33 protein-coding genes are annotated in these 24,081 nt (G+C 41.4%); 11 read left to right on the forward strand and 22 right to left on the reverse strand.

Translation table 11 applies throughout. From position 1 onward, the window contains the following. Nucleotides 1-506: 506 nt before the first annotated feature. Both R7127_RS23155 and R7127_RS23160 read left to right on the forward strand, forming a co-directional pair. Nucleotides 507-1,085: a cysteine rich repeat-containing protein gene (locus R7127_RS23155; RefSeq protein ID WP_318148556.1), complete on the forward strand. Its 579-nt coding sequence runs from the start codon at nucleotides 507-509 to the stop codon at nucleotides 1,083-1,085. 231 nt (nucleotides 1,086-1,316) lie between these two features. Next, entirely contained in the window at nucleotides 1,317-1,757 is a 441-nt protein-coding gene (locus tag R7127_RS23160) for a TM2 domain-containing protein (RefSeq protein ID WP_318148557.1), read from the forward strand. 78 nt (nucleotides 1,758-1,835) lie between these two features. Here the strand turns inward: R7127_RS23160 and R7127_RS23165 are convergent, their stop codons facing one another. Beyond that, nucleotides 1,836-3,215, reverse strand: coding sequence for a DUF4145 domain-containing protein (locus R7127_RS23165; RefSeq protein WP_318148558.1), 1,380 nt, complete (start codon nucleotides 3,213-3,215; stop codon nucleotides 1,836-1,838). A 292-nt stretch (nucleotides 3,216-3,507) separates the two neighbouring features. On the opposite strand from R7127_RS23165, the gene R7127_RS23170 reads away from it, so the two are divergent. Beyond that, nucleotides 3,508-3,846, forward strand: coding sequence for a cytosolic protein (locus tag R7127_RS23170; RefSeq protein WP_318148559.1), 339 nt, complete (start codon nucleotides 3,508-3,510; stop codon nucleotides 3,844-3,846). A gap of 423 nt (nucleotides 3,847-4,269) precedes the next feature. Here the strand turns inward: R7127_RS23170 and R7127_RS23175 are convergent, their stop codons facing one another. The 3 genes from R7127_RS23175 to R7127_RS23185 form a co-directional block, all read right to left on the reverse strand. Next, a complete protein-coding gene (locus tag R7127_RS23175; RefSeq protein ID WP_318148560.1) occupies nucleotides 4,270-4,749 on the reverse strand; it encodes a hypothetical protein in 480 nt (159 codons plus the stop codon). Between the two features lie 103 nt (nucleotides 4,750-4,852). Beyond that, the gene (locus tag R7127_RS23180; protein ID WP_318148561.1) at nucleotides 4,853-5,731 is read right to left on the reverse strand and encodes a hypothetical protein; all 879 of its coding nucleotides are present in this window, start codon (nucleotides 5,729-5,731) and stop codon (nucleotides 4,853-4,855) included. 187 nt (nucleotides 5,732-5,918) lie between these two features. Beyond that, nucleotides 5,919-6,881, reverse strand: a complete 963-nt coding sequence (locus R7127_RS23185) for a hypothetical protein (RefSeq protein WP_318148562.1) — start codon at nucleotides 6,879-6,881, stop codon at nucleotides 5,919-5,921. 187 nt (nucleotides 6,882-7,068) lie between these two features. On the opposite strand from R7127_RS23185, the gene R7127_RS23190 reads away from it, so the two are divergent. After that, nucleotides 7,069-7,599, forward strand: coding sequence for an adenylyltransferase/cytidyltransferase family protein (locus R7127_RS23190; protein ID WP_318148563.1), 531 nt, complete (start codon nucleotides 7,069-7,071; stop codon nucleotides 7,597-7,599). A gap of 359 nt (nucleotides 7,600-7,958) precedes the next feature. On the opposite strand, the gene R7127_RS23195 is transcribed toward R7127_RS23190, so the two are convergent. The 5 genes from R7127_RS23195 to R7127_RS23215 form a co-directional block, all read right to left on the reverse strand. Continuing rightward, nucleotides 7,959-8,234, reverse strand: a complete 276-nt coding sequence (locus R7127_RS23195; RefSeq protein ID WP_206953853.1) for an HU family DNA-binding protein — start codon at nucleotides 8,232-8,234, stop codon at nucleotides 7,959-7,961. 99 nt (nucleotides 8,235-8,333) lie between these two features. Further along, nucleotides 8,334-8,822 (reverse strand): hypothetical protein, encoded by a 489-nt coding sequence (locus R7127_RS23200; RefSeq protein WP_318148564.1) that lies wholly within the window; start codon nucleotides 8,820-8,822, stop codon nucleotides 8,334-8,336. 21 nt (nucleotides 8,823-8,843) lie between these two features. Next, nucleotides 8,844-9,389, reverse strand: a complete 546-nt coding sequence (locus tag R7127_RS23205) for a metal-dependent hydrolase (protein WP_318148565.1) — start codon at nucleotides 9,387-9,389, stop codon at nucleotides 8,844-8,846. A 2-nt stretch (nucleotides 9,390-9,391) separates the two neighbouring features. After that, complete coding sequence (locus R7127_RS23210) at nucleotides 9,392-10,156, reverse strand: hypothetical protein (RefSeq protein ID WP_318148566.1); 765 nt, start codon at nucleotides 10,154-10,156, stop codon at nucleotides 9,392-9,394. A gap of 301 nt (nucleotides 10,157-10,457) precedes the next feature. Then, the gene (locus tag R7127_RS23215) at nucleotides 10,458-10,934 is read right to left on the reverse strand and encodes a hypothetical protein (RefSeq protein ID WP_318148567.1); all 477 of its coding nucleotides are present in this window, start codon (nucleotides 10,932-10,934) and stop codon (nucleotides 10,458-10,460) included. 243 nt (nucleotides 10,935-11,177) lie between these two features. On the opposite strand from R7127_RS23215, the gene R7127_RS23220 reads away from it, so the two are divergent. From R7127_RS23220 to R7127_RS23245, 6 genes are all read left to right on the forward strand, one after another. After that, nucleotides 11,178-11,885 carry a hypothetical protein gene (locus tag R7127_RS23220; RefSeq protein ID WP_318148568.1) on the forward strand — a complete coding sequence of 236 codons (708 nt, stop codon included), beginning with the start codon at nucleotides 11,178-11,180 and terminating at the stop codon, nucleotides 11,883-11,885. Nucleotides 11,886-11,940: 55 nt separating this feature from the next. Next, complete coding sequence (locus R7127_RS23225) at nucleotides 11,941-12,807, forward strand: recombinase RecT (protein ID WP_318148569.1); 867 nt, start codon at nucleotides 11,941-11,943, stop codon at nucleotides 12,805-12,807. Between the two features lie 68 nt (nucleotides 12,808-12,875). Further along, nucleotides 12,876-13,955, forward strand: coding sequence for a RecT family recombinase (locus tag R7127_RS23230; RefSeq protein ID WP_318148570.1), 1,080 nt, complete (start codon nucleotides 12,876-12,878; stop codon nucleotides 13,953-13,955). 44 nt (nucleotides 13,956-13,999) lie between these two features. Beyond that, nucleotides 14,000-14,278 (forward strand): hypothetical protein, encoded by a 279-nt coding sequence (locus R7127_RS23235; protein WP_206953840.1) that lies wholly within the window; start codon nucleotides 14,000-14,002, stop codon nucleotides 14,276-14,278. A gap of 12 nt (nucleotides 14,279-14,290) precedes the next feature. Beyond that, nucleotides 14,291-15,454 (forward strand): hypothetical protein, encoded by a 1,164-nt coding sequence (locus tag R7127_RS23240; RefSeq protein ID WP_318148571.1) that lies wholly within the window; start codon nucleotides 14,291-14,293, stop codon nucleotides 15,452-15,454. 197 nt (nucleotides 15,455-15,651) lie between these two features. Further along, nucleotides 15,652-16,011, forward strand: a complete 360-nt coding sequence (locus R7127_RS23245) for a hypothetical protein (protein ID WP_206953838.1) — start codon at nucleotides 15,652-15,654, stop codon at nucleotides 16,009-16,011. A 39-nt stretch (nucleotides 16,012-16,050) separates the two neighbouring features. Here the strand turns inward: R7127_RS23245 and R7127_RS23250 are convergent, their stop codons facing one another. Next, nucleotides 16,051-16,302 (reverse strand): hypothetical protein, encoded by a 252-nt coding sequence (locus R7127_RS23250; protein ID WP_206953837.1) that lies wholly within the window; start codon nucleotides 16,300-16,302, stop codon nucleotides 16,051-16,053. Nucleotides 16,303-16,421: 119 nt separating this feature from the next. On the opposite strand from R7127_RS23250, the gene R7127_RS23255 reads away from it, so the two are divergent. Then, nucleotides 16,422-17,099, forward strand: a complete 678-nt coding sequence (locus tag R7127_RS23255; RefSeq protein WP_206953836.1) for a DUF2913 family protein — start codon at nucleotides 16,422-16,424, stop codon at nucleotides 17,097-17,099. Nucleotides 17,100-17,172: 73 nt separating this feature from the next. Here R7127_RS23255 and R7127_RS23260 read toward each other — a convergent pair whose 3' ends face one another. The 12 genes from R7127_RS23260 to R7127_RS23315 form a co-directional block, all read right to left on the reverse strand. Then, nucleotides 17,173-17,442, reverse strand: coding sequence for a hypothetical protein (locus R7127_RS23260; protein WP_206953834.1), 270 nt, complete (start codon nucleotides 17,440-17,442; stop codon nucleotides 17,173-17,175). A gap of 87 nt (nucleotides 17,443-17,529) precedes the next feature. Further along, nucleotides 17,530-17,928: a hypothetical protein gene (locus R7127_RS23265; protein ID WP_318148572.1), complete on the reverse strand. Its 399-nt coding sequence runs from the start codon at nucleotides 17,926-17,928 to the stop codon at nucleotides 17,530-17,532. Nucleotides 17,929-18,066: 138 nt separating this feature from the next. After that, nucleotides 18,067-18,252, reverse strand: a complete 186-nt coding sequence (locus R7127_RS23270; RefSeq protein WP_206953831.1) for a hypothetical protein — start codon at nucleotides 18,250-18,252, stop codon at nucleotides 18,067-18,069. Nucleotides 18,253-18,333: 81 nt separating this feature from the next. After that, nucleotides 18,334-18,498, reverse strand: coding sequence for a hypothetical protein (locus R7127_RS23275; RefSeq protein WP_157052371.1), 165 nt, complete (start codon nucleotides 18,496-18,498; stop codon nucleotides 18,334-18,336). 28 nt (nucleotides 18,499-18,526) lie between these two features. Further along, the gene (locus R7127_RS23280) at nucleotides 18,527-19,516 is read right to left on the reverse strand and encodes a hypothetical protein (protein WP_318148573.1); all 990 of its coding nucleotides are present in this window, start codon (nucleotides 19,514-19,516) and stop codon (nucleotides 18,527-18,529) included. A 96-nt stretch (nucleotides 19,517-19,612) separates the two neighbouring features. After that, the gene (locus R7127_RS23285) at nucleotides 19,613-20,053 is read right to left on the reverse strand and encodes a hypothetical protein (RefSeq protein WP_206953827.1); all 441 of its coding nucleotides are present in this window, start codon (nucleotides 20,051-20,053) and stop codon (nucleotides 19,613-19,615) included. A 118-nt stretch (nucleotides 20,054-20,171) separates the two neighbouring features. Beyond that, nucleotides 20,172-20,642, reverse strand: a complete 471-nt coding sequence (locus R7127_RS23290; RefSeq protein WP_318148574.1) for a hypothetical protein — start codon at nucleotides 20,640-20,642, stop codon at nucleotides 20,172-20,174. A 74-nt stretch (nucleotides 20,643-20,716) separates the two neighbouring features. Further along, nucleotides 20,717-21,556, reverse strand: a complete 840-nt coding sequence (locus tag R7127_RS23295) for a hypothetical protein (RefSeq protein WP_318148575.1) — start codon at nucleotides 21,554-21,556, stop codon at nucleotides 20,717-20,719. A gap of 77 nt (nucleotides 21,557-21,633) precedes the next feature. Then, nucleotides 21,634-22,194, reverse strand: a complete 561-nt coding sequence (locus R7127_RS23300; protein ID WP_318148576.1) for a hypothetical protein — start codon at nucleotides 22,192-22,194, stop codon at nucleotides 21,634-21,636. An 85-nt stretch (nucleotides 22,195-22,279) separates the two neighbouring features. After that, a complete protein-coding gene (locus tag R7127_RS23305; protein ID WP_318148577.1) occupies nucleotides 22,280-22,672 on the reverse strand; it encodes a hypothetical protein in 393 nt (130 codons plus the stop codon). A gap of 24 nt (nucleotides 22,673-22,696) precedes the next feature. After that, nucleotides 22,697-23,335 carry a hypothetical protein gene (locus R7127_RS23310; RefSeq protein WP_318148578.1) on the reverse strand — a complete coding sequence of 213 codons (639 nt, stop codon included), beginning with the start codon at nucleotides 23,333-23,335 and terminating at the stop codon, nucleotides 22,697-22,699. 88 nt (nucleotides 23,336-23,423) lie between these two features. Beyond that, nucleotides 23,424-24,026 carry a hypothetical protein gene (locus R7127_RS23315; protein WP_318148579.1) on the reverse strand — a complete coding sequence of 201 codons (603 nt, stop codon included), beginning with the start codon at nucleotides 24,024-24,026 and terminating at the stop codon, nucleotides 23,424-23,426. Between the last annotated feature and the right edge of the window lie 55 nt (nucleotides 24,027-24,081).

The raw sequence follows: 24,081 nt of genomic DNA on the forward strand, positions 1-24,081 counted from the left end.
TCATAGTTTCACCTGTCATGCTATGAGGTGTATCTTAACACCTCTAATCAGGTGGCCAAATTCACCGTACCACTACATACAGCAATTCATGGCTAAGTATCATAAGCGGCATAGGTCGTGTGCGTAAGCAACAGAATGATACGGACTCAACGGCATTTAACTTCCTAAACCTCCCAATATTGAGGAAAAATTTTACAACCTTTCCGATTTTCTGCTGTACAAGTCTTATGATTATCAATAAACCATGTCAAAATAACTACAATTATTGAACTCGTGGTAATTGTATGCCGCTTAAAAATTATCAATCATTGTTAAGATGCCCTTTACGTCGGTTCATAGCACTGTGTACTGTTTCCCTCTGTGCTGCACCAGCCACAAGTTTTTCGTTTACTACAGACCAAACAGAAAGTTGGCAAAAAGAAATACTATCCCAGGTTCAGCGACAGACAGAAGCATCCAATCGTCAACAGTCTAACCAATCCAAAAGTCTAATGAGCCAAGATAGAATGAATCAGATCCTTGGGCAAGTTAGAGATATAGCAACCGTAAAGGGGCAATTCCAGTTTCACCAGGTACGCCGCTTTTGCAAACCTGAGATTTCTACATTTTGCTCGACCACTGATGGTAATCCACAAGCACTACTGCAGTGCTTAATAAAACATAACGAACAAGTATCTAAACAGTGCGCAAATGTAATTTCCGACAACAATAGGGCTCAACCTTCATTAGCCGATGAATGGCGCCATGACATTCTTATACCCGCCGGCAGCACTTATTACGTCGACCCGGTAGATAAAAGTTTAGGGGTGAATCTATCAAGGCCTAGCCAGTACATGAACATCCCAATCGTTGGCCAGCTTACTTGGTATGAAGGCGGAAGTATTCGCTCTTATATACCAAGCAATACACCGGTTCAGTATGGCCAACTTGTATTTGCGCCTGGTCAGGAAATCAGTTTCTTTCCAAACGGCCAAATTAAAAGAGGTGTTCTGCACCAATCCGCAGTAGTTGGAAGTGAGCGTTTTAGTGCAGGCCAAATCATTACACGTGACAATGACAAACAGCCATTTCGCTCTATCCGGTAAAGTTATCCACTTTTTCGGTGGAAAGGTTTGTGTATAGAACCCTGTACCCATTGACCCACAATGGTTGCCTCATACAAAGGGTTGATTTAAAGAATTCGATACATCTGTGGCTTAACAGAGCGAATAAATCTAGCGATACAGTTATCGCAAACAGTTTCCATTTGCCTTAGCTAAATGCACAAAGCGCAAAGTGGTAAAGCGTAATATTCATACAATCAAGAAGGACTAAAAATGAAAGGCTCTATCTTAAATTTCGATGAGACTACACGTCAGGGTATTATTTCAGGTGAAGATGGAAATCGATATGAGTTGAATATGTCAGAATGGAAAAGCAGCCAACTACCAAAAACCGGGAGTAAGGTTGACTTCACTGCGTCTGAAAATACCGCTCAAGAAATTTATCTTGAAGCCAGCACAGCGACATCGAGCAAAAAAATCCCTGCAGCTCTCTTTGCATTTTTTCTTGGCTCATTAGGTATTCACAAATTTTATCTAGGATACAAAAAGCAAGGCTTCATCATGCTGATTGTATTCTTATTAGGTTTCATTCTTCTAGGTTTACCATCAATCATTATTGGTATCATTGCATTCATTGAGTTCATCATCTACCTGACCAAGACAGAAGAAGATTTTGACCGAATTTATGTCCAAAACAAAAAGGCTTGGTTTTAGGTCTACATAGTAATTGGTATCTAGAAGCCAATAGGTTATTTTGCCCCTGTTTCAGGGGCCTTTTTACAGCTCTAACAATCAATAAAACAATTCATGAGGAAGAGGTCTTGGTGGTTTCCCCTTACAGCATTTTTTGAATTTCTTTTTTGATCCGCAATGACACTCCTCATTTGGTCCTAGCTTGGGTTGCTTAGTGTGAGGATTGATTTTCTTTATTGGTTCCATTTCTTCGTAGTGCTTCGCCAACGTGTGTAGCTCAAGTATGCGATACAGCATTATTCCCTTAATGCAACCTTCCCGCGCTGCTTCTTCTGCAAGTGAAAACGCCAGGTCTATATCTACAGGCAAATATTCCCCACTGAAGTACTCTCCCGCCAAGGTTGCTTTAGCACTTCGTGCTCCCTCATTAACTGCACGATGCAAATAGGTAAAAGCTTCTTCTAAATCGTGGTGTGGATTGTTCTTATCTTTGTAGAACTGGAATAATGACAAGTAAACCCCCGGCTCTACCCCATCAATCCCCATCTCAAAATACTTGAGTGCTTCATCATACTTAGATTGATTGAAATATAGTTCTTCAGCGTAGAATAGTTGCGCTGGTTCGAATCCCCGTTCAGCAGCCGCTTTTACTCTTGCTACTTTCTTTTCTTCGTTTGCATCAGTGACCATATCTGCAGTCAAAGCATACTTAAACAATGCTTCGAGATCCGCATGCTTTTGGATGTATTCTTCTTTGCTCTTACCTTCTAGTTCCCCGTAGACTTCCTTTTCTAAGGTAATATCAGCGGATAAAGTACAGCAAGCATCGAATAGGTTCATTGCTATAGCATGCATCGATTCCCCATGTGCCAGTTCATTCGATGACACAACTATACCACCACTCTGAGCCTGTTCATTGGCCGCATTATCAACCAACAAGGCTGCTTTCATTTTGGATTCAAAATCGTTTGTGAGTATCCCTTGAGCTACGACATGCTGAAATTCCTGAATCGACAATTCCATCATGACTACTTTTCCAATACGGATGCTGTCATCATTAAGTCGGAGTACGTCTTCAAAAATTGAAATGAGCAGTTTACGTCCTTGCTCTACCAACTGAATCATTTTTTCTTTATGTTCAGCTTTCTTAAGTGTTGCGTCTTCTTGTTGCGGTTTTTCACGCTCTATGTGAGCTCCTTTGTTTCCAAGTATACGCACTTGATGGAAAGAGTCCTTGGTCGAGTTGTTGATCAACTGGCTATCAAACAAAGTATCAATACGCGTAATTAAGTCAGACGTGTTGAACACAACATCATATTTGTCTGCTATCTGTGTAAGCATTAAATCTATGATATGCCGATACTGTAGTAACGAATAATCAGGAATGCTTTTGGCAAACTCTATGGCTTTACCATACAGTTCACCCACCTCTGTAGAGACAATAAAACTTAATTCCAAATCAGTTATTGAATCGTTCATGTATAGCTAGTTCCTTTCACTTATTTGAATGTAAGTTTATTATGGATATAGCTATGTAAGTACTTTTATAGTGTTTTTTCTTAAGATGTTTGATTAGCCGCCAACTATTCGGACCAATACCTCGTTTTTTGACCAGAACCTCTGAAACACGCCTCTGGACAAAAACGTGTATCGAGGGCACTAGTGAACGTCCAGAAATGGCATAGAATTACCGGCTTTAGCAACTAACTTTCTACTACGTTCTGCACCTGATAGTGATAGAATCTCCGCATCAAAATTATCGAGCAACTCTATGTTTATCCATCATGTTAACGGCATTGACTGGCTGGTGATTACAGCTTTTGAAGAACTGAAACCTATATTTATCGAAGACGCTGGTGCTATCCCCTCTTGCTTCTCTACTGACAGCGAATTGAACCTGATCGATCAAGCCAAGCGTGCTTATGGCTATTTGCCTACACTCAGCGGCGTGATCACAGATACAGGCACTTTTCAAAGGAAGGATAACGAAGAAGATTTGAACCCACAGCTTGCCTGTCTAGTAGAGGGGCGTGGTCGGGTGTTTATCTATAACGGCGGCTTTGTAGCTTTTGTGGATGACGAGCAAACCTTTATTACCCGAATGGATTGAAAAATATTCAGTACGTTGAAATCGGCAAATTAGCATCCCTAGCTAGGAACGGAGCACTTTTGCGTTCGAAAGTGCCCACTTGTGAAATTTCTGGACAGAAACAATGCAGAGACGCAGCTTTGCTACGATCTTCTGACTGTTCTTGTTAGATATGCGGCTGGGGAACAGACCCGCTGTCACGCTAGCTGCTACGGCCAATAAAACGTTGCCTACTGGTTTTAGGGCTATCAACAGTTCGTACTTCAATGCTTCAACCATAAAAACACCCTCCTTAACTGCGTTAAATGCAGTAACAAAAAGTGAGGGCTGCGCTAATAAAAGAGCAGCAGTTACTAGTAATAATGTGGCTTTCACAAATCTAGCGATTGTGAGACTCGAACTCACATCCCCAGGTAGCTTTCTTACTAGACGCCAGATTGACGTTCAGAGTAATTCTTTTAGATCAAGTACACTTCCGTTTACAGTAACAACTTTACTTTCAAATTTCTTCAGAAAACCACAAATTCTTTCTTTAAATAGATCATCAAATTCATCATTCGACTTAAGAAGTCTGGCTTTCTGCTCTTCCAGTTGCTTGATTGTTAGATTCGTGCGCGTTGATAATTTATCAATAATGTTGTCCCTCCGGGAGCTCTTATCCAATGAGAGAAAAATTATCCTGTCACAATGCTTAAAGCTACTTCCCACCCAACTAAAGTAAACACCTTCAATTACCCAGCTATCTTGCTTAGTAAAGCGTGAGACCTTTGTCAGTCTATATTCTCGTGATGTTGGTCTATTGAAGTCACCTTTGTCGTATGCAACGTCATCGAGGTGAAGGATATTGCAACCTAAGTGCTTCGATATTGTTCGCGATAAAGTGGTTTTTCCAGCTCCAGGCCCACCTATAATATGGATCTTCATCAACACTCCATACGAAGTCTAACGCCACACTCAGTGACTTGTCCCCTGCAATGTTTTGTATATTTTATTTTAATCCGTATAGCTCAAACATCAAAGCCTTGAGTTATTCAGGCTTGATGAACTGAAGTTTTTTTCCTTGAGTGTAAATGGAAGGAACGACGTGACTATAATCGGTGTATACCTTGCCTTGTCCATGAAACTGTCCGAATGATGGCATGTATATAAAGAAGTTTTCGGGTAACTCATTCGTGATTGACTGATACACCACTGTTGGTGATATTTCTACACTATCATTCTCTAGTTCCGCTATTAGCGCACCCGTGACAGAGATGAACCCTGTATACATGTTGCCATCAAAACCCATTAGGTAACTGTCAACACCAGAGAATTTAGATTCAATCACAGTAGGTTGTAATTGTTCGTTATACACGCCACCAATCGGTGTGACTTTGCCATTTATTTCAAGGGATAAATACGTTGCACTGTTTTTAGGGTTTGTTTCAACCTTCACATTGCCATAAGTAGAGTATGCTTTTATTTGAGCTTCACGGATGCTGTGTCTTGCAAAATCTATTGCTTCATTTTTACTTTGGAATTGTACTTTAGGCAAAGCGACAAACCACCTTGGCTTACTCGCAATGTGGTTAGATTGAGCGAGGTTAGCCATTGAGCCTCCTGCGACATCAATGACACCTGTCAGATCTAGTGTCGCCAGCTTTAGTGCACCTAAAATGATGGGTTTATTGCCCCCGTAATGTTGCTCTAGGGACACTTCTGCATTTTGAACCTCTTGCACTGTGTAATCTCTAAGAGGGCTTTGGTCTTTTGTCAGGGCAGTTTGATTCGCTATATTGAGTGCAGCGCTATTCTGATTACTAAAAGGCACCGGTTCGATCACATCAGGAGTTGCCTTACAACCTGCTAGTATTGCACCTAAAACAAGAGCCAGTGCAATTGGTCTAATGTTTCCTTTAATTTTCAAATTCTCAGTCCTTCAAATTGAATTCTCTATTTGCAATGAATTTTATTTAAATTCACTTAACAATCAATGCATTAAAGTTGGAATAAAAGAGTGTTTGTTAATAATATGAAGGCATACACACTATGTGTCGCATGTACGCACTTTCGTTTTGATAGCTAAATTTGGGATGGCTTTGATACGAGAACCATCACCCTTCCAGCGACTGCTCGACCCCTTTGATAAACTCAACCAACTCTTTTCTTGCTTGTGAAAAATCAAAAGTAAGCTCCCCTGATATTTTGTCAGGAACGACTAGGTAGTAAGTTGGTGTCAGATATACAACGGTATCGTTCTTGTGTGTATCGTGGCCTACTTGAATAGCAATATACCCATCTGCATTTTTAAGTTTCACGTAAACTTGGCCCATCTGACGCATTCGTTGACTAAGTGTGCCTGTGACGTCAATGAATCGATCTATCTTTTCGACATTATTCAGATCGAACTGTGTGAAGGTAGAATTTCTAAACATTGCTGATTGTACTGAGTTATACCCATACCCGGTTTTAAACTGGAATTGCTTATCGACATATCTAGCAAAATGGTTTGCCAACGAATTTGCTGTAGCTTTCTGCTCAACGTCAGAAATGATGTATCCAGAGAATAAATTTGGTCCCGTTGAATGTTGTGAGGTTGCTGAATCAATCTTAAACACATGAGTATTTGATTCTTTTTCGGTTTTAAACTGGTAGTTACCTTTGACCTGCGTTTTATGACCGTTTGGCGGAAAGTCGTGCAACTGGCTTTCCAGACATCTTGTATCTTTATCAATGAACTGGCCATCCAAGAAGATAGGCCCTACACCCGGATGGTAACTACATTTGGTCTCGACAAACGTAAACCGGTCACTACTTTTATTTAAAGAAAAAATATATTTATCTTTATCACTTTTACGTTTTGGATCATCAGTCACGACCTCATAATTCAGTTTCATTGCATCATCCAAACTCTTGAGTTCTTTTGGTGTAACAACTTTTAAGGTCACCGATTTGGCATCTTGATCACTATATTCAGAGACTTGCTTTTCTTTATCAGTTTGGAAACTCTGGTAGCTCTGCGGTGTGCTACAAGCAGTTAAACCAATGACACTACTTATCAGAATTGTTTTTTTCACTTTGTTAGAACTCCATATCCAGAACTTGTATTACTGATTTACATAGATTCTCTTATGAATCGATGTAAAACCTATTGTTGAATGACATTTAATATCAAAAACAATACAATACAATACAATACCACATGTTCAAAAATAAGCGTTATTAAAGCTTTGGTTAGTTCAATTGTTAGAGGAATCTATAGAAGTGAAAACCGCCGTGATACCAGGTGCGTTCAACCCACCAACCATCGGCCACAAGAAATTGATTGAGAGTTTGTCTCTTTACGATCGCGTACTTTTGGTACCAATCCAGGCCTATGCTCGTGGTAATCGATTAGCAGACTACCAAACTCGTATAGATATGCTTGAGGCATTCCTTGGTGATATATGCTCTAAAAACGCCTCAGTGTACCCTGTAGAACACTTGATTAATCCTGATGGTACTTACGTCAAAACTAGTCAGGTGATTGAATATATTGAATCTGAGAACCCATCCGCAGAAGTCACATTGGTTGTTAAGCCAGAGCATATTGCAAAGTTTTCAACATCGAGTGATACCACTCCACTTGTTGGACGCATTTCGTTATTGGTCAACCCCGAACTGAGCACCATAAGCAGTTCAATTGTTCGTGAGAAGAAATTCCGCGACATTGACATCAGTGAAGACATTACTCCGTCGGTCCACCAGCTGATCAATTCTGGAAACCTCTATCAGGACTTGGCTGATACGTTGTAAATTGGTAATTGTATTAAGAGTGAAGTTTATGGGATTTGATTTAGTAAAAAAGTATGCTCAGCATTCTGTTAAACGGCCGTTGCGCCATCGTATCAATGTATCACTAACCATTTTTGCGTTTGGAATCAGTTGTTATGGCCTTCTAGCATACGAAGATTTGTCATTCTTGATTGGTATCTTAATAACGACTGTGGCTATTGGGTTGTTTGCTTCCGCATCATCGTTCAAGAAAAAATATTCTATTTAGACTTATGGTCTTAGTTTAAATCTCGATCTTAGAAATAAAAAATCCGAGATAAATCTCGGATTTCTTCTCTTAACTAACGGTAAATCATCAGTTACCCGAGCTTAATAACGATTTAAGAATTCACGCTATCTTTCAGTCCTTTACCCGCGGAAAACGCCGGTACGGAAGCTGCTGCTATCTGAATCTCTTCGCCAGTCTTTGGATTACGGCCTGTACGTGCAGCACGCTCATTCACTTTAAATGTACCAAAACCTACAAGTTGAACTGGATCTTTCGCCCTTAGGGATTCAGTAATACCTTCTAGCATTGCGTCAAGTGCGCGACTCGCAGCCGCTTTAGAAATGTCTGCTTTTTCTGAGATAGATTCTACTAGTTGCGTCTTGTTCATATTATTCCTTACTGTGTAAATCACCAGATCTGTTTATACAATAAAACGCTACATTTTAAACTATGTCAATAAATTCAACATGCGTAGCGTTTACCGTGATTAAATGGAACTTAATGTATTCAAAAAGGCACTTAGTCTGTCCATTAAGTTCAATACAGATACGCCATATGAGAGGTAGTATGCTTCTTCAATCACTAACCTTTCATTTTTCAAATATAGTTTGATGTTTGGGTGAGCCTCATTCATACGCATCACTGTTTCACTATCAAACTTCATATACTTGGGCATAACTGATCGAAGAAGAAGAAAATCAGACTTATTTTCAAATTCCCAGTCAATGTGCTCATTCAAATTTGATACCTGAACATCGACACCCAGGTCCATGACTCTTATTTGCAAAGCTCTATGCTCTGAGTCGAATGAATAGTTAAGTTCTCCTTCACCAAACTCAGAAGCTACGCTTGTAATTAGACTGATCATGTCCTCGGGAGAGGCTTCTTCTAAAATACTGTCAGCATCGAATTCCTTTAGCGCGAATTGTGGAATAATTCCCTTAATGATAATCCCCGTCATGCTTTTATCGATCATGCATTATCACCTTTTCAATAATTAGCTTATTACTAAACCTTGCAATATGTTCAAAACGTCATAGCCGAGCCAGACTGCAATTGCACCCGTCGCTAAAGCTGTCGTGAACACGTACTCAATGAACCCACCCGTCCGAAAACATATCGGGCTTCTAATTTTTATACTCAGTGGCCAGAATAAACGAACGCCAGCGGGTGTCAGTGCATCACCAATTAAGTGAGCCACAAACCCGAAACCTACCGCAGCTGCGATACCGAATTGGCCCGTTAGAAAGTATAAACACGCACCTAGTGCCCATATTGAGTGTGTAATACCGCGACTATGCGTATCCTCACTCCAAGGGAGCAAAGCGCGATCCCCCTGCATATAACTCAGCGGCACTGAAATAAACTTCACACGCCGACCCAGTAAGCTTTCGGGCGAATCAATGTCGGGTAACAACGAGCCGAATAACACGGCAACGAACATTACTACGGATTCAAATGGTTTAGGTTGATAATTTAAAAGGTACGGCCCAGCTAATAACCAGGCCGCACCTGCACTGATAACATGATTACGACCAAGCACGATTAAATCTTGCTTTCAACGGTTTGGATTAATGACGATGCAGATGACGTTAATTCATTTGAATGAGCTGCTTTTTCTGCTTGTGCCTGCTTTGCAGCGGTAGCGGCAGCCTTTGCGTTAACCTCGGCTTTTGCTTTTGCAGCCGCCGCAGCTTTATCAACTTCTAACTGATGACGCTCTGCTGCTCGGCGGCGCACTTCGGCTTCCACTTCTGCGTATGCTTTCGCTGCGGTTGCCTGAGTGGTATCGCCAGCTTTACGTGAGAGAATGTTTGCTTGATTCTCGTATGACAGATGTAGAAGCGTATATACAGTGTATTTGTCATCAATGAGTACAACTTCATTTTTGACCGTATCTACGCCCACAATGTCAGCTGAGTCCACAAACTTAGTAACCACTGATTCAGAATCAGACTCAACATTACCGTTAGAGCCTGCACGCATGAATGCACGTTCACGGCCAGAAACTTCTTGGCTCATTGCCTTAGCCATAGTGAATTCTGCGTTGAGTTTAGCGTGATTCATCGAGAACTGCAGATTATTGCTGGTGGCAGTACCGACAGCATAGATACCCTGTTCATCGTTCTTAGGTGCGTTCAAAAACCAGCTAGGTACAGAATTAAACTTCTTCTCTTCTTTGCTGTATTTTACTTCTTTGTCTTGTTGAAGTTGCTCTTGGTACTCTTCTACCGGAGAGCTCGAACAGCCTGCCATAACTAACGCCGCAAGTAGAGAGATTGCCGTGATGTTTGATTTAACTATTTGCATGATAACTATCCTTTGAGTTGGTTTTCGAGACCATACTCTCGTAGATCTCTCAACGCACAACCCCTAAAAAACACATTTTTTTAAATTTTTATAGCCAGCATATTCAAGCCCACCATAAGCTACGTAGGCTCAAACAAAGTAAATAGGCTGGAGAGAAGAAAGGATTACCATTTACCCTGAGTCCCAATGGCGCAGATATCCTGCTGGTGCTGTTTTAATTGGTATCCGGTTAAACGGTCTAAACGTTCGCTTTTAGTAATGGGAAGAGGCCATAATGTGACCTCTTCAATATTGAATTAAATTAAAGCGAAAGCAGCCACAAACCGATAACACCAGCTAAAATTATAGGTATCCATAGTCCCCATCGTATGAATTCCTCCGGTGTATAATCAAGACCTTCCAGTTGAGCTATATCCACCTTGTAACCTTCGTGTCTTCGGCTGTGTACCTTTATGTTTTCCATTGGGTAACCAAGTGCTAAAAGAATTTGTGTCATCGATTTAATGTAGCGTTCTTCGACACTGTGCTCATTGCTGGTAATTGACAAATAGGCATTTTCAAGTTCCTGGTAAAGGGCACCTATTCCCGAGATGATGTTCCGATCAAAATATGAAAGGCCATCGTCACCCAAGACCTTTAAGGTTTCCTTACATATTAAGCCACATGTCATGCCATCACTGTCGAGTAACTTGAATGATGGCTTAGTTTTGAGATTCTTTTTATGTTCAATATCGATAATGTCAAATTGCAGTGTTTTGCAATAGGTTTTGAAGATCATTAAAGCTTTTTATTTCTTGGAAAGACCATCATCAGAGTGCTGTATTGAGTCTGAGATTAACTTCAAAACTTCTAGACGTTCGTTGCTCATTTTTATTTTACTACCCTGTTATTCTGTACGAAAAATTAGATACATTGTATCAAGTAGAACCCTTCAATACACAACATTATCACGCTTTCACTATGGCACGTTTTGAAAATTCGAATATTTTAGTTATTAGATATTTTAAATTCGGATATAGAAATGCAGAGTCATTACAATCAATTTGTTTCAGAAATTCGTGCCTTGTACGAAAACTCCCCATTTAACGGGTTGCTAAATGCAACTTCTGAGCTGCAGAAAATTCATGCGCTTATTCCCAATCTTGAACGCAGCCACACGATGGCACCATCAACCCGAGATAGCATCATTCAAGCAATAAGCCATGCAGCGAAGTTGGGATTGTCACTATGTCCCGAAAAAGGATTGGCTACGCTATCCATGTTTAAGCAGGTAAATAATGAAGTTGAGTTCTACCTGGACGTTTCACTTGCCGGCATTGAGGTTACAATGTCACGCATTCGTGAATACACGATTTCCACACTTGATGTTGTAACTGGCGATGATGGTATTTCGTGGAATGGTAATGTCTTTGGTTCAACGTTCCCTGTAAGAACACCCGTGAAGAATGAAATGCTTAAAGGTGCCATCTGCGTTATTGAAGTGCCAAATCATGACCTGTTGGTCACTACGATAACCATTAGAGAACTGAAAGAACTTTCTCGATTAAGCTGCGGCGATCTCAAAGCTCTTACTCCTGATTTCGCTAAACGCCATGTATTCAAAAGAGCACTAAAAACTCTCATTGCCCCACCTCAATCTCTGCTGTCAGAGTTACAACAAGCTACAAAATCATTAGACATCGCTCTGTTTAACCATGACAGAGAATTTGGCATGCCAGGGCAACAATGAGCGAACTAGCGCGTTTCGCAACATCGCTTTTAATAGTGAGAAACAGAGGAAACCCATGATGAAAAAATACCAGTTCGCTATTAATCAAATAAAACAGGACTACATCAGCATCGTTAAAGAAAATTCCGTCGAACATTTAGATTTCGACGTTGAATCTCGTATTGCCATGCGGTTGGTAGCTAACTCACACACCAGTCGTGTACCACTGTCCAAAACAAGTCCTGAAAGTGTTGCCCATGCGCTATTTAACGCGGCTGCTATGGGTCTATCTCTATCACCTACTCTTGACCATGCAATGGTTATCGGTGAAATGAATGCAACCGGCCAAGCAATTGCAAAATTGCATGTTACATACAAAGGTCTGCTTCACCTCTGCGCTGAAGCTAAAGCACTGACGCACGTCACGACTTGGGTTATACACGAAAAGGACAGTGTAAGACTGAGCAACGACGTAACAAGTAAGCCTCAAATCGATATTCCTAACATCTTTGGTGACCGTGGACCCGTTGTTGGCGCTCTATGCACGGTATGCACACCGAACGGCGATTACTTAACAACACTTATGAAGGCAGATGAACTTAATCAAGTCGCCTTGCTTAGTGGTAATGAAGCATGGTTTGGAGTATTTGCCGATGAGTTTAAGAAAAAACAAGTACTGAAACGTGCTCTACATTCTCTGGCTAGTGCACAACATGGTCGACTGGCTAAAGCAGCGAAACACTTATCGGAGAACGACTTGGATCTTTATGAAAAAACAGAGCGTCGCGCAATCGTCAATACGTCACGTCATGCGGCACAAAAGAGTGGCTACCGAACTCGAGCAGAAGCTTTCTTTAAACGAGCAGATAATCAAGAAAGTGTTAAGCCATCAGTCATAGAAGCAACTGAAACGGCAACAACACAAGGCCTGTATTTTTCATAAAAGCCTACTTGCACGATCAGTAGTGTGATTGATGATAGTGGAAAAGCACCACATTGAGGATTTAAGTCATGACCCAGACAACTCACCAACATTCAGGTTATACAGGAATGGAGCAAGCTCAACACCACGGTCGAAATAACGATATGCGCCCTGCGATTGAACATCAACGCCAACCACAACGTAACATTCAATCTCAACCCGCGCAGTCTCGACCAGCTCAACAGTCGGCACCAATACAAGGTCATCCGCAGGAAAGAAGTAGTCATCGTCCACCAGCACAATGGCAACGACAAAACAATCAACGTAACCAGCAAGCAAAGAAACCATTGCCTGCTGTTAATTTTGATGAAATTGCAGGTGTACTTGATGGTGCGAAAGACTCATTTGAGAAAATAGCAAAAAGTTCGGGTCTAGATATCCGCTTCTATGAAGAAGCTATTTATGCAAAACAGTTGATCGAAACGAACTTCAACAACTCCAACAACAAAGACTATAGCCTAGCCTATGCCACTCATGAGTCTATTAAAAAGTCTTTGGTACTTGTGGCGAACAGCGGCCTAACCCTTAATCCGCAACTTGGCCTCGCATATCTCGTTCCTCGCTGGAATAAAAACCTCAAACGAGTTGAGTGTCACCTTGAGCCTTCATATAAGGGATTGCGACGACTGGGTATTGATAGTGGTGCTATTGATAGTGCAGTTGCCGAACTGGTCTATAAAAATGATGACTTTAAATGGGTAGACCGCTTTAGCAAGCCAATCCACGAGTACAACCCCTTTGACACTAAAGGCCGTGGTGAACTTGTGGGAGGGTATTGTATGGCTAGGCGCCCGGACGGTAGCTTCATTTGCACCCCCGTAAGCATGGACCTCATAAATAAAGTACGCCAACTGTCATTTGGGGCAGTATGGAACGATTGGTTTGAGCAGATGGTGGCTAAAAGTATTATCCGCCAGGCATTTAAGGATTGGCCAATCAATAGCACAGGTCCTATCGCAATGCGTTTAGCCTCAATGCAAGACTATTTGAAGAGTGTTGATGCAACTACAGACACGGTTCCTGAACAGGATACTCAAGTGGTACCAAATGTAGGTGATGGTCAGTTTTATCATTACGAAGAAACGCCTTACTACCAACCACAATACTAATTTACCCGCCCCGGATGCCGGGGCATAAAAAGGATATATCAATAATGCATTCAAACTCTCAAACAGAAATTCTTGCTGAAAAAGCAATCGCCCTATTTCTAAAAACATCTGGAGCTACTAGTGCAGCTGACGCACAGAGAGCCTTAAATAAACTGGTCGCGGTTGCTTCACAAGCAGTTGAAACAGTTGTTGGCTACGACGCAGCCATTGACATGCTAGATGGTGTGAAGATGAGCTGTGAAATGAAACACACCAGTGATGCTCTGGTTGTTGGCACACCTCGACCCCTAAACATCATGCCTTGTGCTCCAGGCGTTCAATAAACTGAGGTAACGATGGTACCAAACGAATCCTTAACAGTTGCATTGGAAACTAAAGACGGTCAAGCGATTGAACTCGAAACCAAGCGTGGTAGCCAAGGCCACATAATTGAATTAACAGAGGTTGTAGCAGGCGGAGAACTCAAGAAGAGTTTTCACTCAGCCACCCCTAAACCAATACCTTCTAATGGCATTTTCGATACATTTAAGAGAGTGGTAAATAAGTACATCCAAGAAGGTTCAATCATCATTGATTCCACAATGCCTTTTCGTTTTGAGAATGATCTAGACCAAACAAACTGGCCACTTCGTACTGGTCTAACTGAGGGGAATGAATTTACGTTAACTGAACAATTTAATAGTGATAGCTATGCGGTACAGGTCATCCCCGCGTATGGAACTGAAGCACTAGTTAGCTTTGACATAAATGCCCAATATGCAATATCGGTCATGAGCCCTGCAGGTATTCCTATCTGCGTAAACCAACGCAACATGGTCACGCTATGCAAGATAAACCAATATTTGAACGGCAAAAAACTGCTTGTTGATGTTCAACTGGGATTAGATGGTTCAGTGTATATCAAAGACCTATATTACTTTGAATGCGACAGAACTGGTCAAAACCTAATAGAACGAATCCAGGTATTAAATCAGCTATTCAACAAGGAATTATCAAACATCTACGTTGTTAACCCTCTATTGAGCATAGATGCAAAGCAGTTAGCATTAAGAGCATGTGAAGTTACAGGTAGAGAAGCACTCCTAGTACATGCAGGAACAGTACTAGCCGCAGATCAATCAACAAGAGAGAAATATAAGATGGATTTGAAAAACGAAACTACCCTCCAGGTTATGAACGTTTGTAAGGCAAGTAACACTGTCACACTATGTGCGCATGTCGATGGTATTCCGATCGAACTTGGCTGGGCATATCACACACAGGAATTAGAAATCGAAGAGTTGGACGCTGTTCGAGTCAAATTCAGTTCTGCTGAAACAGGTGAGCTGAAAAACATTGAGATTATTACTAAGCTAGATAGCAATGAATCGACTTCACTGGATCCGGTATTGGCTAGAAAACTTGGGTTTAACTTACATCCTCGAAGCTTAAAAGAGTCAGAATTGTACGATAGCGATGCGATTGGATTCTTAGATAAATTGGAACAATGCCAAGACTGATATAAACTACACATTCTAAATTGAGCGTTTTAAATATGAATGTATTATCAAACTATCCATCAGTCTTATTCTTGATTGCAATTGCTTTAATATCGATCTACCACATTGTAAAAAGAAGTGTAATCACTCATAAGCCTAAGAATCATGAATCTGACGTTAAGTATCTATCAAGGACAATCGGTGAAACCGAGTCAGAAATGAAGTTATATATTGATGTCATTGAACAACTAGGTGATTGCTACTTAGTCCAGTTCGGCACAAGCTTAAAAGCGATCGTTAGTAAGGTCGAGAAAGATATACCTGATGTGTCCATTGATATACTACTACTCGATCCAAAAAGTCTTAAACCTCAACTTGCTTTCTTTGTGACAGCTGGTGGCCGCGATTGGTATAACGAATCTGAGTCAAAGACATTAGCTGCACAAGAGCTTCTTAGCAGTATTAACATTCACACCCTCTCTATGCCTAAACAGGACTATTACAAGGCTGATGTTGTGGTCAAACAGATGTTAGATACGCTGAATGAAGACGATGGTGAATCGAAAGGTTTTTTCTAACCAACTGAAATATAAAAGGCTAGTGCCCACTGCTGGATACTAGCCTTTTTTAATTGATGTTCGTTCGAGGTAAACAGCCACTAATTTTGATATAATCCCTGCAATAAAAATAAGGCTGAGGTATACCAGAACTTCTTGATTATTATTGTTTGTCCACTCGTAAAAAAATGCTGCTATTGAGCCGATAAAGCAACCGTTTCCGAAGTTAGAAAGGAAACGAACATTTCTATACCGAATACAAAGGGTAACGATAATCAAGGTCACGACTACTACACTTAGGATGACAATCATTGCGTACTCCTATCAATACCTACCTTTCACTATAACACTACAAATTTAAACCACCAAGGTCTTGCGTATTCAACACGCGTTGTATAATGACAAGAAAATCCAACCAAATAGACACAATTATGAGTTTAACTATAAGACACGATAACCCAGCAAAGCTAGCTCATGTTGCATGGTGCGCGCTTGTTGCACTTGGAATTGCGCGAAAATATTCCTCCAACGCTCCGAAAAATCGAGTTGCAGCAAATAAATTCATTGGCAACTGGGCAAAACATGCTGCGAAAACTGGTCGCTTTGGACATGCTTTTACCGATGAACTTCAGATTTGGGCCTCGAATGGTATCAAACACGGGATGTTAAGCAACATGGAGAAAAGCCTCGAATCTGTCATCGAGTCTTACCAAGAAAAAGTTGAACACACGAGAAGGTTACCTGGCAGCTACAAACGACGAATAAATATTGCTGGAGAGAAACTAAAAGAAGCAGGTTGGGAAATTACTTGGGGCTTAGATCGTAACTGGGAAACTGAGGGTACCTATGAAGCCACTGTAGACAATACCGCTTTCATTATGCGTGAACATTTTGAATCGTTTGATGACCTTGGCCGCTTGACCGCACCTATCACTTTGTTGGTAATCAGTAACGAAGTTCAACAACTTGTTGATGAGTTCTATCACGCTGGGATTGTTCTATTTTTGCACCAGAAAAACAGACATAACGGCAAAAGTCAGTATCTAATTGAGATATGGCCAGACAACACCGGAAGTCCAGACAAGTACATGGAGCCAACGAAAGCTTAAACTAACTTTTTAGCAGGCAAAAAAATACCCGGAGGGCCCTCTATTCGAGGACAACCTACCGGGTTTTTTATATCTACAACCTTTTAACTACCAAAGATAGCCAAAATAGACCAAGGCTGATTGCAATTAGAATCAATCCGACCGTAAGGCCGATGTTGTCTCCACTTGTAACCGCTATGCCTATAAGTCCGGCTGCTGCTGCGTTAGCTGCAGTAGCAGACAGGAAGTTTCCTAAATCTGCTTGCTGCGACTTTCTCAGCTGTTTGTTTTTTTGTTGACGTCGTTTTGCGTTCTTTTGAAGAGCGTTTTGGCGACGTTTTCTTTTGCTTTTATTTCTCGCCATAAAATTCACCTTTACGTTATTGAACCCAGGTGAGAGACACAGCGAACCCATATGGGAGGCTATGCTCCCAAATGGGGATATTTTGATTTAATTTACTTTCTTTTTTACAACAAATACTTCTCGAAGCTGTGGTGTTACGATACGTATGTCAGCAATAATCTGAACACTCAGACTAATGAAGATACACACTGCTATAACAGACCACATAGGCTCTACAGCGTAGGCAATAAATACCTTCAGAACACTTAGTACCACTAGTGGTACAGCAAGCGTAACTGATGCCTTAGAACACCACTCCTTAACAAACTGAGGCTTGATCAGTGCTAACGCACCTAACCCCATTACAATGACCAAAAACGATATAGTTTTTACGTTTGCCTCAAAGACATTCGCAAAATCAGAACCGTCAGCTGCTGAAATGACACATGCCACTGCAGAAACCAAAATTAGTTTTTTAGCTGAATTAGTCTTGTTATTGTTTTTCATATTTTCATTGTCCTTTTCCCCTGCCCTAAACTTCGCACTTCTTTAAGTTACTGCTCCATTTTGAAAGAGGTTGTGTGTTTTATTTCAGGTCCGTAGAACTGAAACTGACTAGTTACTGAAATAGATAGTCAAGTTGAATTAGATTTCGTCTAACTCGTACTTTGATGCCAGTTGGCCAACGCACTCTGCAGGTGTTTCATTCCCCGCGAAGCACGACTCAACCATTTCAGGTCCAACATCATCGATACCTATCCCAAATTGTTGCTGTAACAGTTCCTCAACCTTGTGAAAAAAATCACCTTGAGGCTTGTTCGCTATAGTCATATTTTTCTCCCCAGCCTGAACAAAGGAGTATCCCATCCGGGAAACTCCCCGAACGGGTATTAGTGTGATTGAAATGTGGTGTTAGATATTCGCCGCTACTAAATCAACATGATCAGAGGGCAACCAACCTGACTCGAAAGAATCTCGCAAAGAGACTTCATCGATGTCACCATCGTTCACGCCAAGGCGTGATTTCAATAGGTTTACTACTTCTTTTTTAAACTCGTTGTATGTAGAGAATTTCATAATTGTTTTCCTGCTATTAATTGAAAATTTAGATACTTGCACTTGAGTGAATACTGGACACTGAATTGTCTAAGACCATTCCGCTCCATTTAGCCATCTCAAGGTGCTCTCTAGCTTCTTCGGCTTCTGCAATTGCTTTTAACTCACCTGCACGACGTTCGCTTTCTTGGCGTTCACGTTCAGCTAAAAGTGCTAATCGCTCTTGCTCTCGAATTGCTGCAAAGACGGCCTCACGTTCTGGTCGTTCCATATCGAGTAAATCTCGACATTCGGATACCAGTTGATGTATTTGGGTACGTACTTCACTGCGATAAGTAGCCTTAAAATCTTCATCTTTTCCAAGCGTGCAACCGCCCAAGTAATTTGTCGTTAGACTATCCAGGGCATCGTAGTCCTCAAATTCATCTAGCGTCGTAAGATCGAATACATCGGTCTTCAAACTGAAAAAATTGAGATCACCATTAATGATGGATTTCATTACTTCGGTATCGTTTTGGATGTCCTCTTCGGCATCAGAGCCAAAAAGGTCAAACCAATCTTCATTGCACTTGCTGACAACAACACGAAGGCGTCCCAGGTTACGTGTAGACACGATTTCTGGTTCATCTTCGGTTGGTGTAGCTTCAAGGAACGCATAACCCTCAGATTCGAGCCGGCTGGCCAAATCTGTAAGGTCTTGCTTAATAGCTTTGACAAACAAATCACATGCCTCTCTTTCGAGTGGCGTCGGATCTGATGACATTCTCCAATCTTCATACTCGGCATCGTACTTACCACCAGCGGTAAATTCGATGTCCTTATCAATAGCTCGTTTCACGGCTGCACGATGTTTACCCGTCATAAGGCGATCACATAATGTTTTCGCATCATCAGAGTGAAGTGTTGCTTCCGGGAAAAACACACCATCGCCTTGGCAATAACCGAGGGACCAAGTGGTTTTATCTTCTCGAGCAATATCGTCGTAACCTAAGCTTTTGAGTTGAGAGTTGAAATAAGCAGTTAGTGTTTTAGTAGTCATGTATTCCTCCACAGAATAGTTATTCGGGAGGGACTAACCCTGAAAAGGGATAGTCGCACTCCCCTTTTCAGGTTGATGGTTTAAAGTTGAAACGGTTTAGTGAGCGTAACGCTGAATGTATGAACTACGGATACCGGCACGATCGTAATCGCACAAATCGATAGTCCATACCTTCACAACATTTTTCACTGGGTGAATGTAAGGTGTTTTGGTTAGAAACTCCTTCACCATTACCGTAGACGTAGGCTTAAGTAACTCAGTCGGTACCATTGGGTAAGTTGTTCCACCAGCTGCAGTGATCTGAGCGTCATTGAACTTACCTCCCCAAGGGGCGCGAATCGGGTTAAAGCAGATGTCGTATTCATCTTTGGAGTTGTGCTTGAAACCCAAGATGACACCAAAGCAACCGGCAGGTGCTTGGCTATCCAGAGAATCAATTACTTCAACAAAATCACCAGGCATTGGAACTTCATAAACATCGTTTAGGACGCATGCTGGTGTATCTGAAAAAGTAGGTTTGTTATTTGTTACTTGCATGGAAAATTCCTCCACAGAATTTAGTGAGGGAAATGAACGCAACGATCCCGTAAGGGCGTTGTATTCATCCCTCATGGGTTTGGTTAATTACTAGATGGAAACGTCGAAATGACGCAATTTAGAACGATTCACACGGTAAGATTCGAAGCCTTTCCTTGTTAGAAATAAACAAATGAGAGAACTCCGGAAAATTCCTTATCGTATGAAACATTGGCGGGTACGCGGCATCATCACCAGAATACCGCTGAATGGCATCTACAAGATCAATCAGGTCTGAAGCCTTTACCTCTATAAGAGATAAATACTCACCGCTGACATCACCGAGAACCGTTTCAAGGGTTGGATCAATGTACGTATCGCCAACTTTAAGCCAGGCATGTTCAATAGGAATGATGCTTTGATACACCCCCAAGACATAAGTCGCATCGAGATGCATGGCCAACTGAATGCTGTTATCAAAGCATCGCTTTGGTAACACAACACACTGAGCAATCTCACGTTGTTGTTCATTCATCGGTTGAACTGATACAGGGACTAATTCAGCCGGGTTAAGGCCATAAGACAGTTTCACAAAAGTAGATAAAGACATATTAATTCCTCCACAGAATTGATGAAGGAATAGCCCAAAGGGTTATCCCTTCGGGGGTATTTAAAACGTAATGATTAAGCTAGGTTAGTTCCAATATTTAACGAGCCAAAGAATGCCCGATCTTGCTTGGCATCTTTACTCAGGACTTTTCCGCAACTTATAAGTTTGCTACGAGCACAAAACATCACATTGTCGATTTGCATACGAACTGCTCTTTTGTAGAGAGCTAATGGGTTTTCACCCAAATCCATAATGAAACCTTCTAGCGCTGTGTGCTGTACCGTTTCGCCATCCCACTTCAACTCAAAACAAATAGTGAATAACTCACCATCACCTTGATATAGCTTTTGAAGTGACAATAGTTCGCGGTCAAAAGTTGCGTAGTCCTCAATCTCATACTGCAAATGTACTTTTCGGATCTCTAATACACATCGACCATGCTTGATGGTACGTAACATGTGTGTTTCACCGTGATTTGAGTTATGGATATACAGATTATTGGCCAGTTGCTTTGCAGCAGCTTCCAACTCGTTACGCACAGTAGCAATTTTCGCTTTAAGTACTCTGGATACTTCCGGGATCAAGGATGAAATCGGAGTGTTTGTAACTACAGGTCGACAGAAGATTTCGTCGTTTGCTTGTACTACAGAGTTCTTACCAACGATTAAATCAAAATCATCAATGTTATCGAGCAGTGTCCAAAGGCTTTCACCTGAGAACAATTCACTGATCAAAGAATACTTACCATGAGAGCTAAGCTTAACTTTGTTTTTAGGGACAAAATCGAATACGAATAATTGCCCTGCATCATCAGTTTCAAAACTCACGAAAGAAGCGAGCTCTGCAAGATTTGAGTAATTGGTTTCGATTCGAGCCTCGATAAAACGAGCGATTGATACGTTTCTATTTGACATTGGGTTATTCCTCCACAGATTTGCGAGGGAGCTAACCCACAGAGGGTATAGCCCCTCTGGGTTATGGTTGTTATTGATTAAGAAATACGTAGGCCTGAATAGCCTGAGCGTTTGGAAAAGTCATTCAACATATTGATGGCTCGAGTCATGACATTCGTCATAACGTCATTATTGCCATCGAAGAACGACTTCCATTCACTCCAATGTATCGGTGTAGTGTCCATTTCCTTAGTTACAAGGCCACTAGTAGTGACGTTGCGATCTTTAAGTACTTTACCCACCTTCGAGATCAAGTCATCAGGACAGTTTATTAGGCCAAACTCAATCGGTGGCTGACTAATCAAAGACTCAACATCTTTGTGTTTCAGCTCCTTAAAGGTGACTTCACTAAACCCTCTGACATGGAAGAAGCGAGCAGTCGAGTCCTGACGCATGTAGTACTCGAGCAAGAACGGTGACGCGCCTACCCGTAATGGAAGGAGCAGCGAACCGCACTCACGAAGCATCCATACGTATTCACGGTTGCCATACTTCTTCATATTGTTGAAGTCCATGTCCAGATCTTCCTTGTAGTACTTAGGTAGATCGACAGCTTCAGCATGATCTTTCATCTTTTCAATAACGGTTTTAATAGACATAGTGTTCCCCACAGTAGTTGGTTGTTACCAAGGGAACACTTCCCCAAAGGGAAGTATTACCCTTTGGTAGATGGTTGGTTTTACATTATTTGATTTTCGAAGAAGGCATCAGTATCAGTTCAGCCGATTTTGGCTGTTCTGGTTCTGGCTCTGGGTCTTTACCTTTCAATGCACATGTAATCATCAGGTCACTAAGACGATATGTCGCCCTAATGTAAGTACCGATAAAAATCATGTTTATGAAAGGGTCTAGAGGGTTTAAAAACGTCTCTCCCCATATAAGCTTTTCAGTGATCATCATTGTGAAATTAATCGCAATGAAAGCTACAGTGAACAACATCAACATAGTTCCCTGATTAAAGCCACTAATCACAAATAGCTTACGGTAAAACCCTTTCTCTTCCTTCGTAATATCAATGGCCTCACGCATCAGTTGTACAGTGCGGTGAGAATTTAATGCATTGGTAAAATTTTTCATGTTATTGCTCCACAGTGAGTTTGACTAGGCAGGTTGTGACGTTAAGAACTGATCTAGGCATTTGTTAACCACAGTGGTAACAAAGGTATACCCTTCAACATTTCTTAATCGGCGTCGCACACTCAAGCGAAATTTCGCGATGAGAGAGTCACGAACTCGCCAGTCTACTAACCCTTCTTTATCAAATTCATCTGCGACCACTTTTGCTTCAACAAGAATCAACTCACGAATAGTCGAGCTCATTTCGTCTTCACTTTGTGGCTGTGCCGTACATGATTGTGTATTTTCTATAATCGATTCTCCGATATCCAGGGCAGCAATAACTGCTCTGGCATCTTCAAATTTCTTGTCACCGGTCATACCTAGTTTGGCTAAGAGTAAACCAGTAACGGAATCGAGCTCAGTGCTAGAAAGTTGCTTCTTAACAATGAGTGACTCCGCGGTTACCTCTTCAAACTGGCCCTCATTCATTAGCTCGTTAAAAACGTCGTTTCCCCTTCCCTGTTGGCGACTTCCTTGCTTGAGTAATACTCGGCTAATGGAAGTAAATTGCTTTTCAGGTTCAAGGCCAGCTCGCATATCGCGGAAGCTTTGGCGTTCTTCTTCAATGGCATGAACAATAGTTTTTGATTTACGGTCTAGAAAAATACGTGTTGTTGACATGAGTGTTTCCTCCACAGGATTTTAAGTAAGAGGGAAACACTGACCCATGAGGGTAATGTAACCCTCAAGGTTGGTTTGTTGTCGAAAGTTAGCCGATCGTTGCGCTTAGTTCTTCATCCAGTTCGGCGCCTAAGTCACGCTCAGAAACCAGCTTGAATGAACAATCTAACTGAGGGTTATATTCCACAGTGAAATTCTCGCTGTCTTCCATAAGAGCATTAACCATAGATGGCTCGACGGTATTGAGCATAGTGGCAGTACCACCAGTACAACGCTCAAAACAAATGACCTTGCACTCAGATTGATGCACGTAACCAAATAAGGAAAGAACTTCCTTGCTCAGTGGTGCGTCCAATATGCTGGTCGTGGATAGAACCTTATAACGATGAACATGACGTTTATTGTCGTAGACGTTTACAAAAAATCGGCTTTCCAGCTCAGGCCAGAATGTAGTACCTAAATTATTGTAATTAGGTAAGTAGCCTTTGAAATAGAGCTTGAACAACTCTTTCACTTTTTTCTGCAACATTTTCGACGGCAACATAGCGACATTTGTAAACAAACTAGTGCGATGCTTAAACTCAAACGTATTGTCAGAGTGCCATATAAGCTTCACGCCTGAACCTTCAATGTAGTCATTGATTTCGTTTACAAAGTTTCCGGCATTGTTTTCAATAATTTGAATAGACATTGGTGTTTTCTCCACAGGTTTGGTTAGGTTTGAGGGAAAACACTTCACCTAAGGG

The organism is Vibrio sp. 1159 (assembly GCF_033340395.1).
Lineage (GTDB): Bacteria > Pseudomonadota > Gammaproteobacteria > Enterobacterales > Vibrionaceae > Vibrio > Vibrio alginolyticus.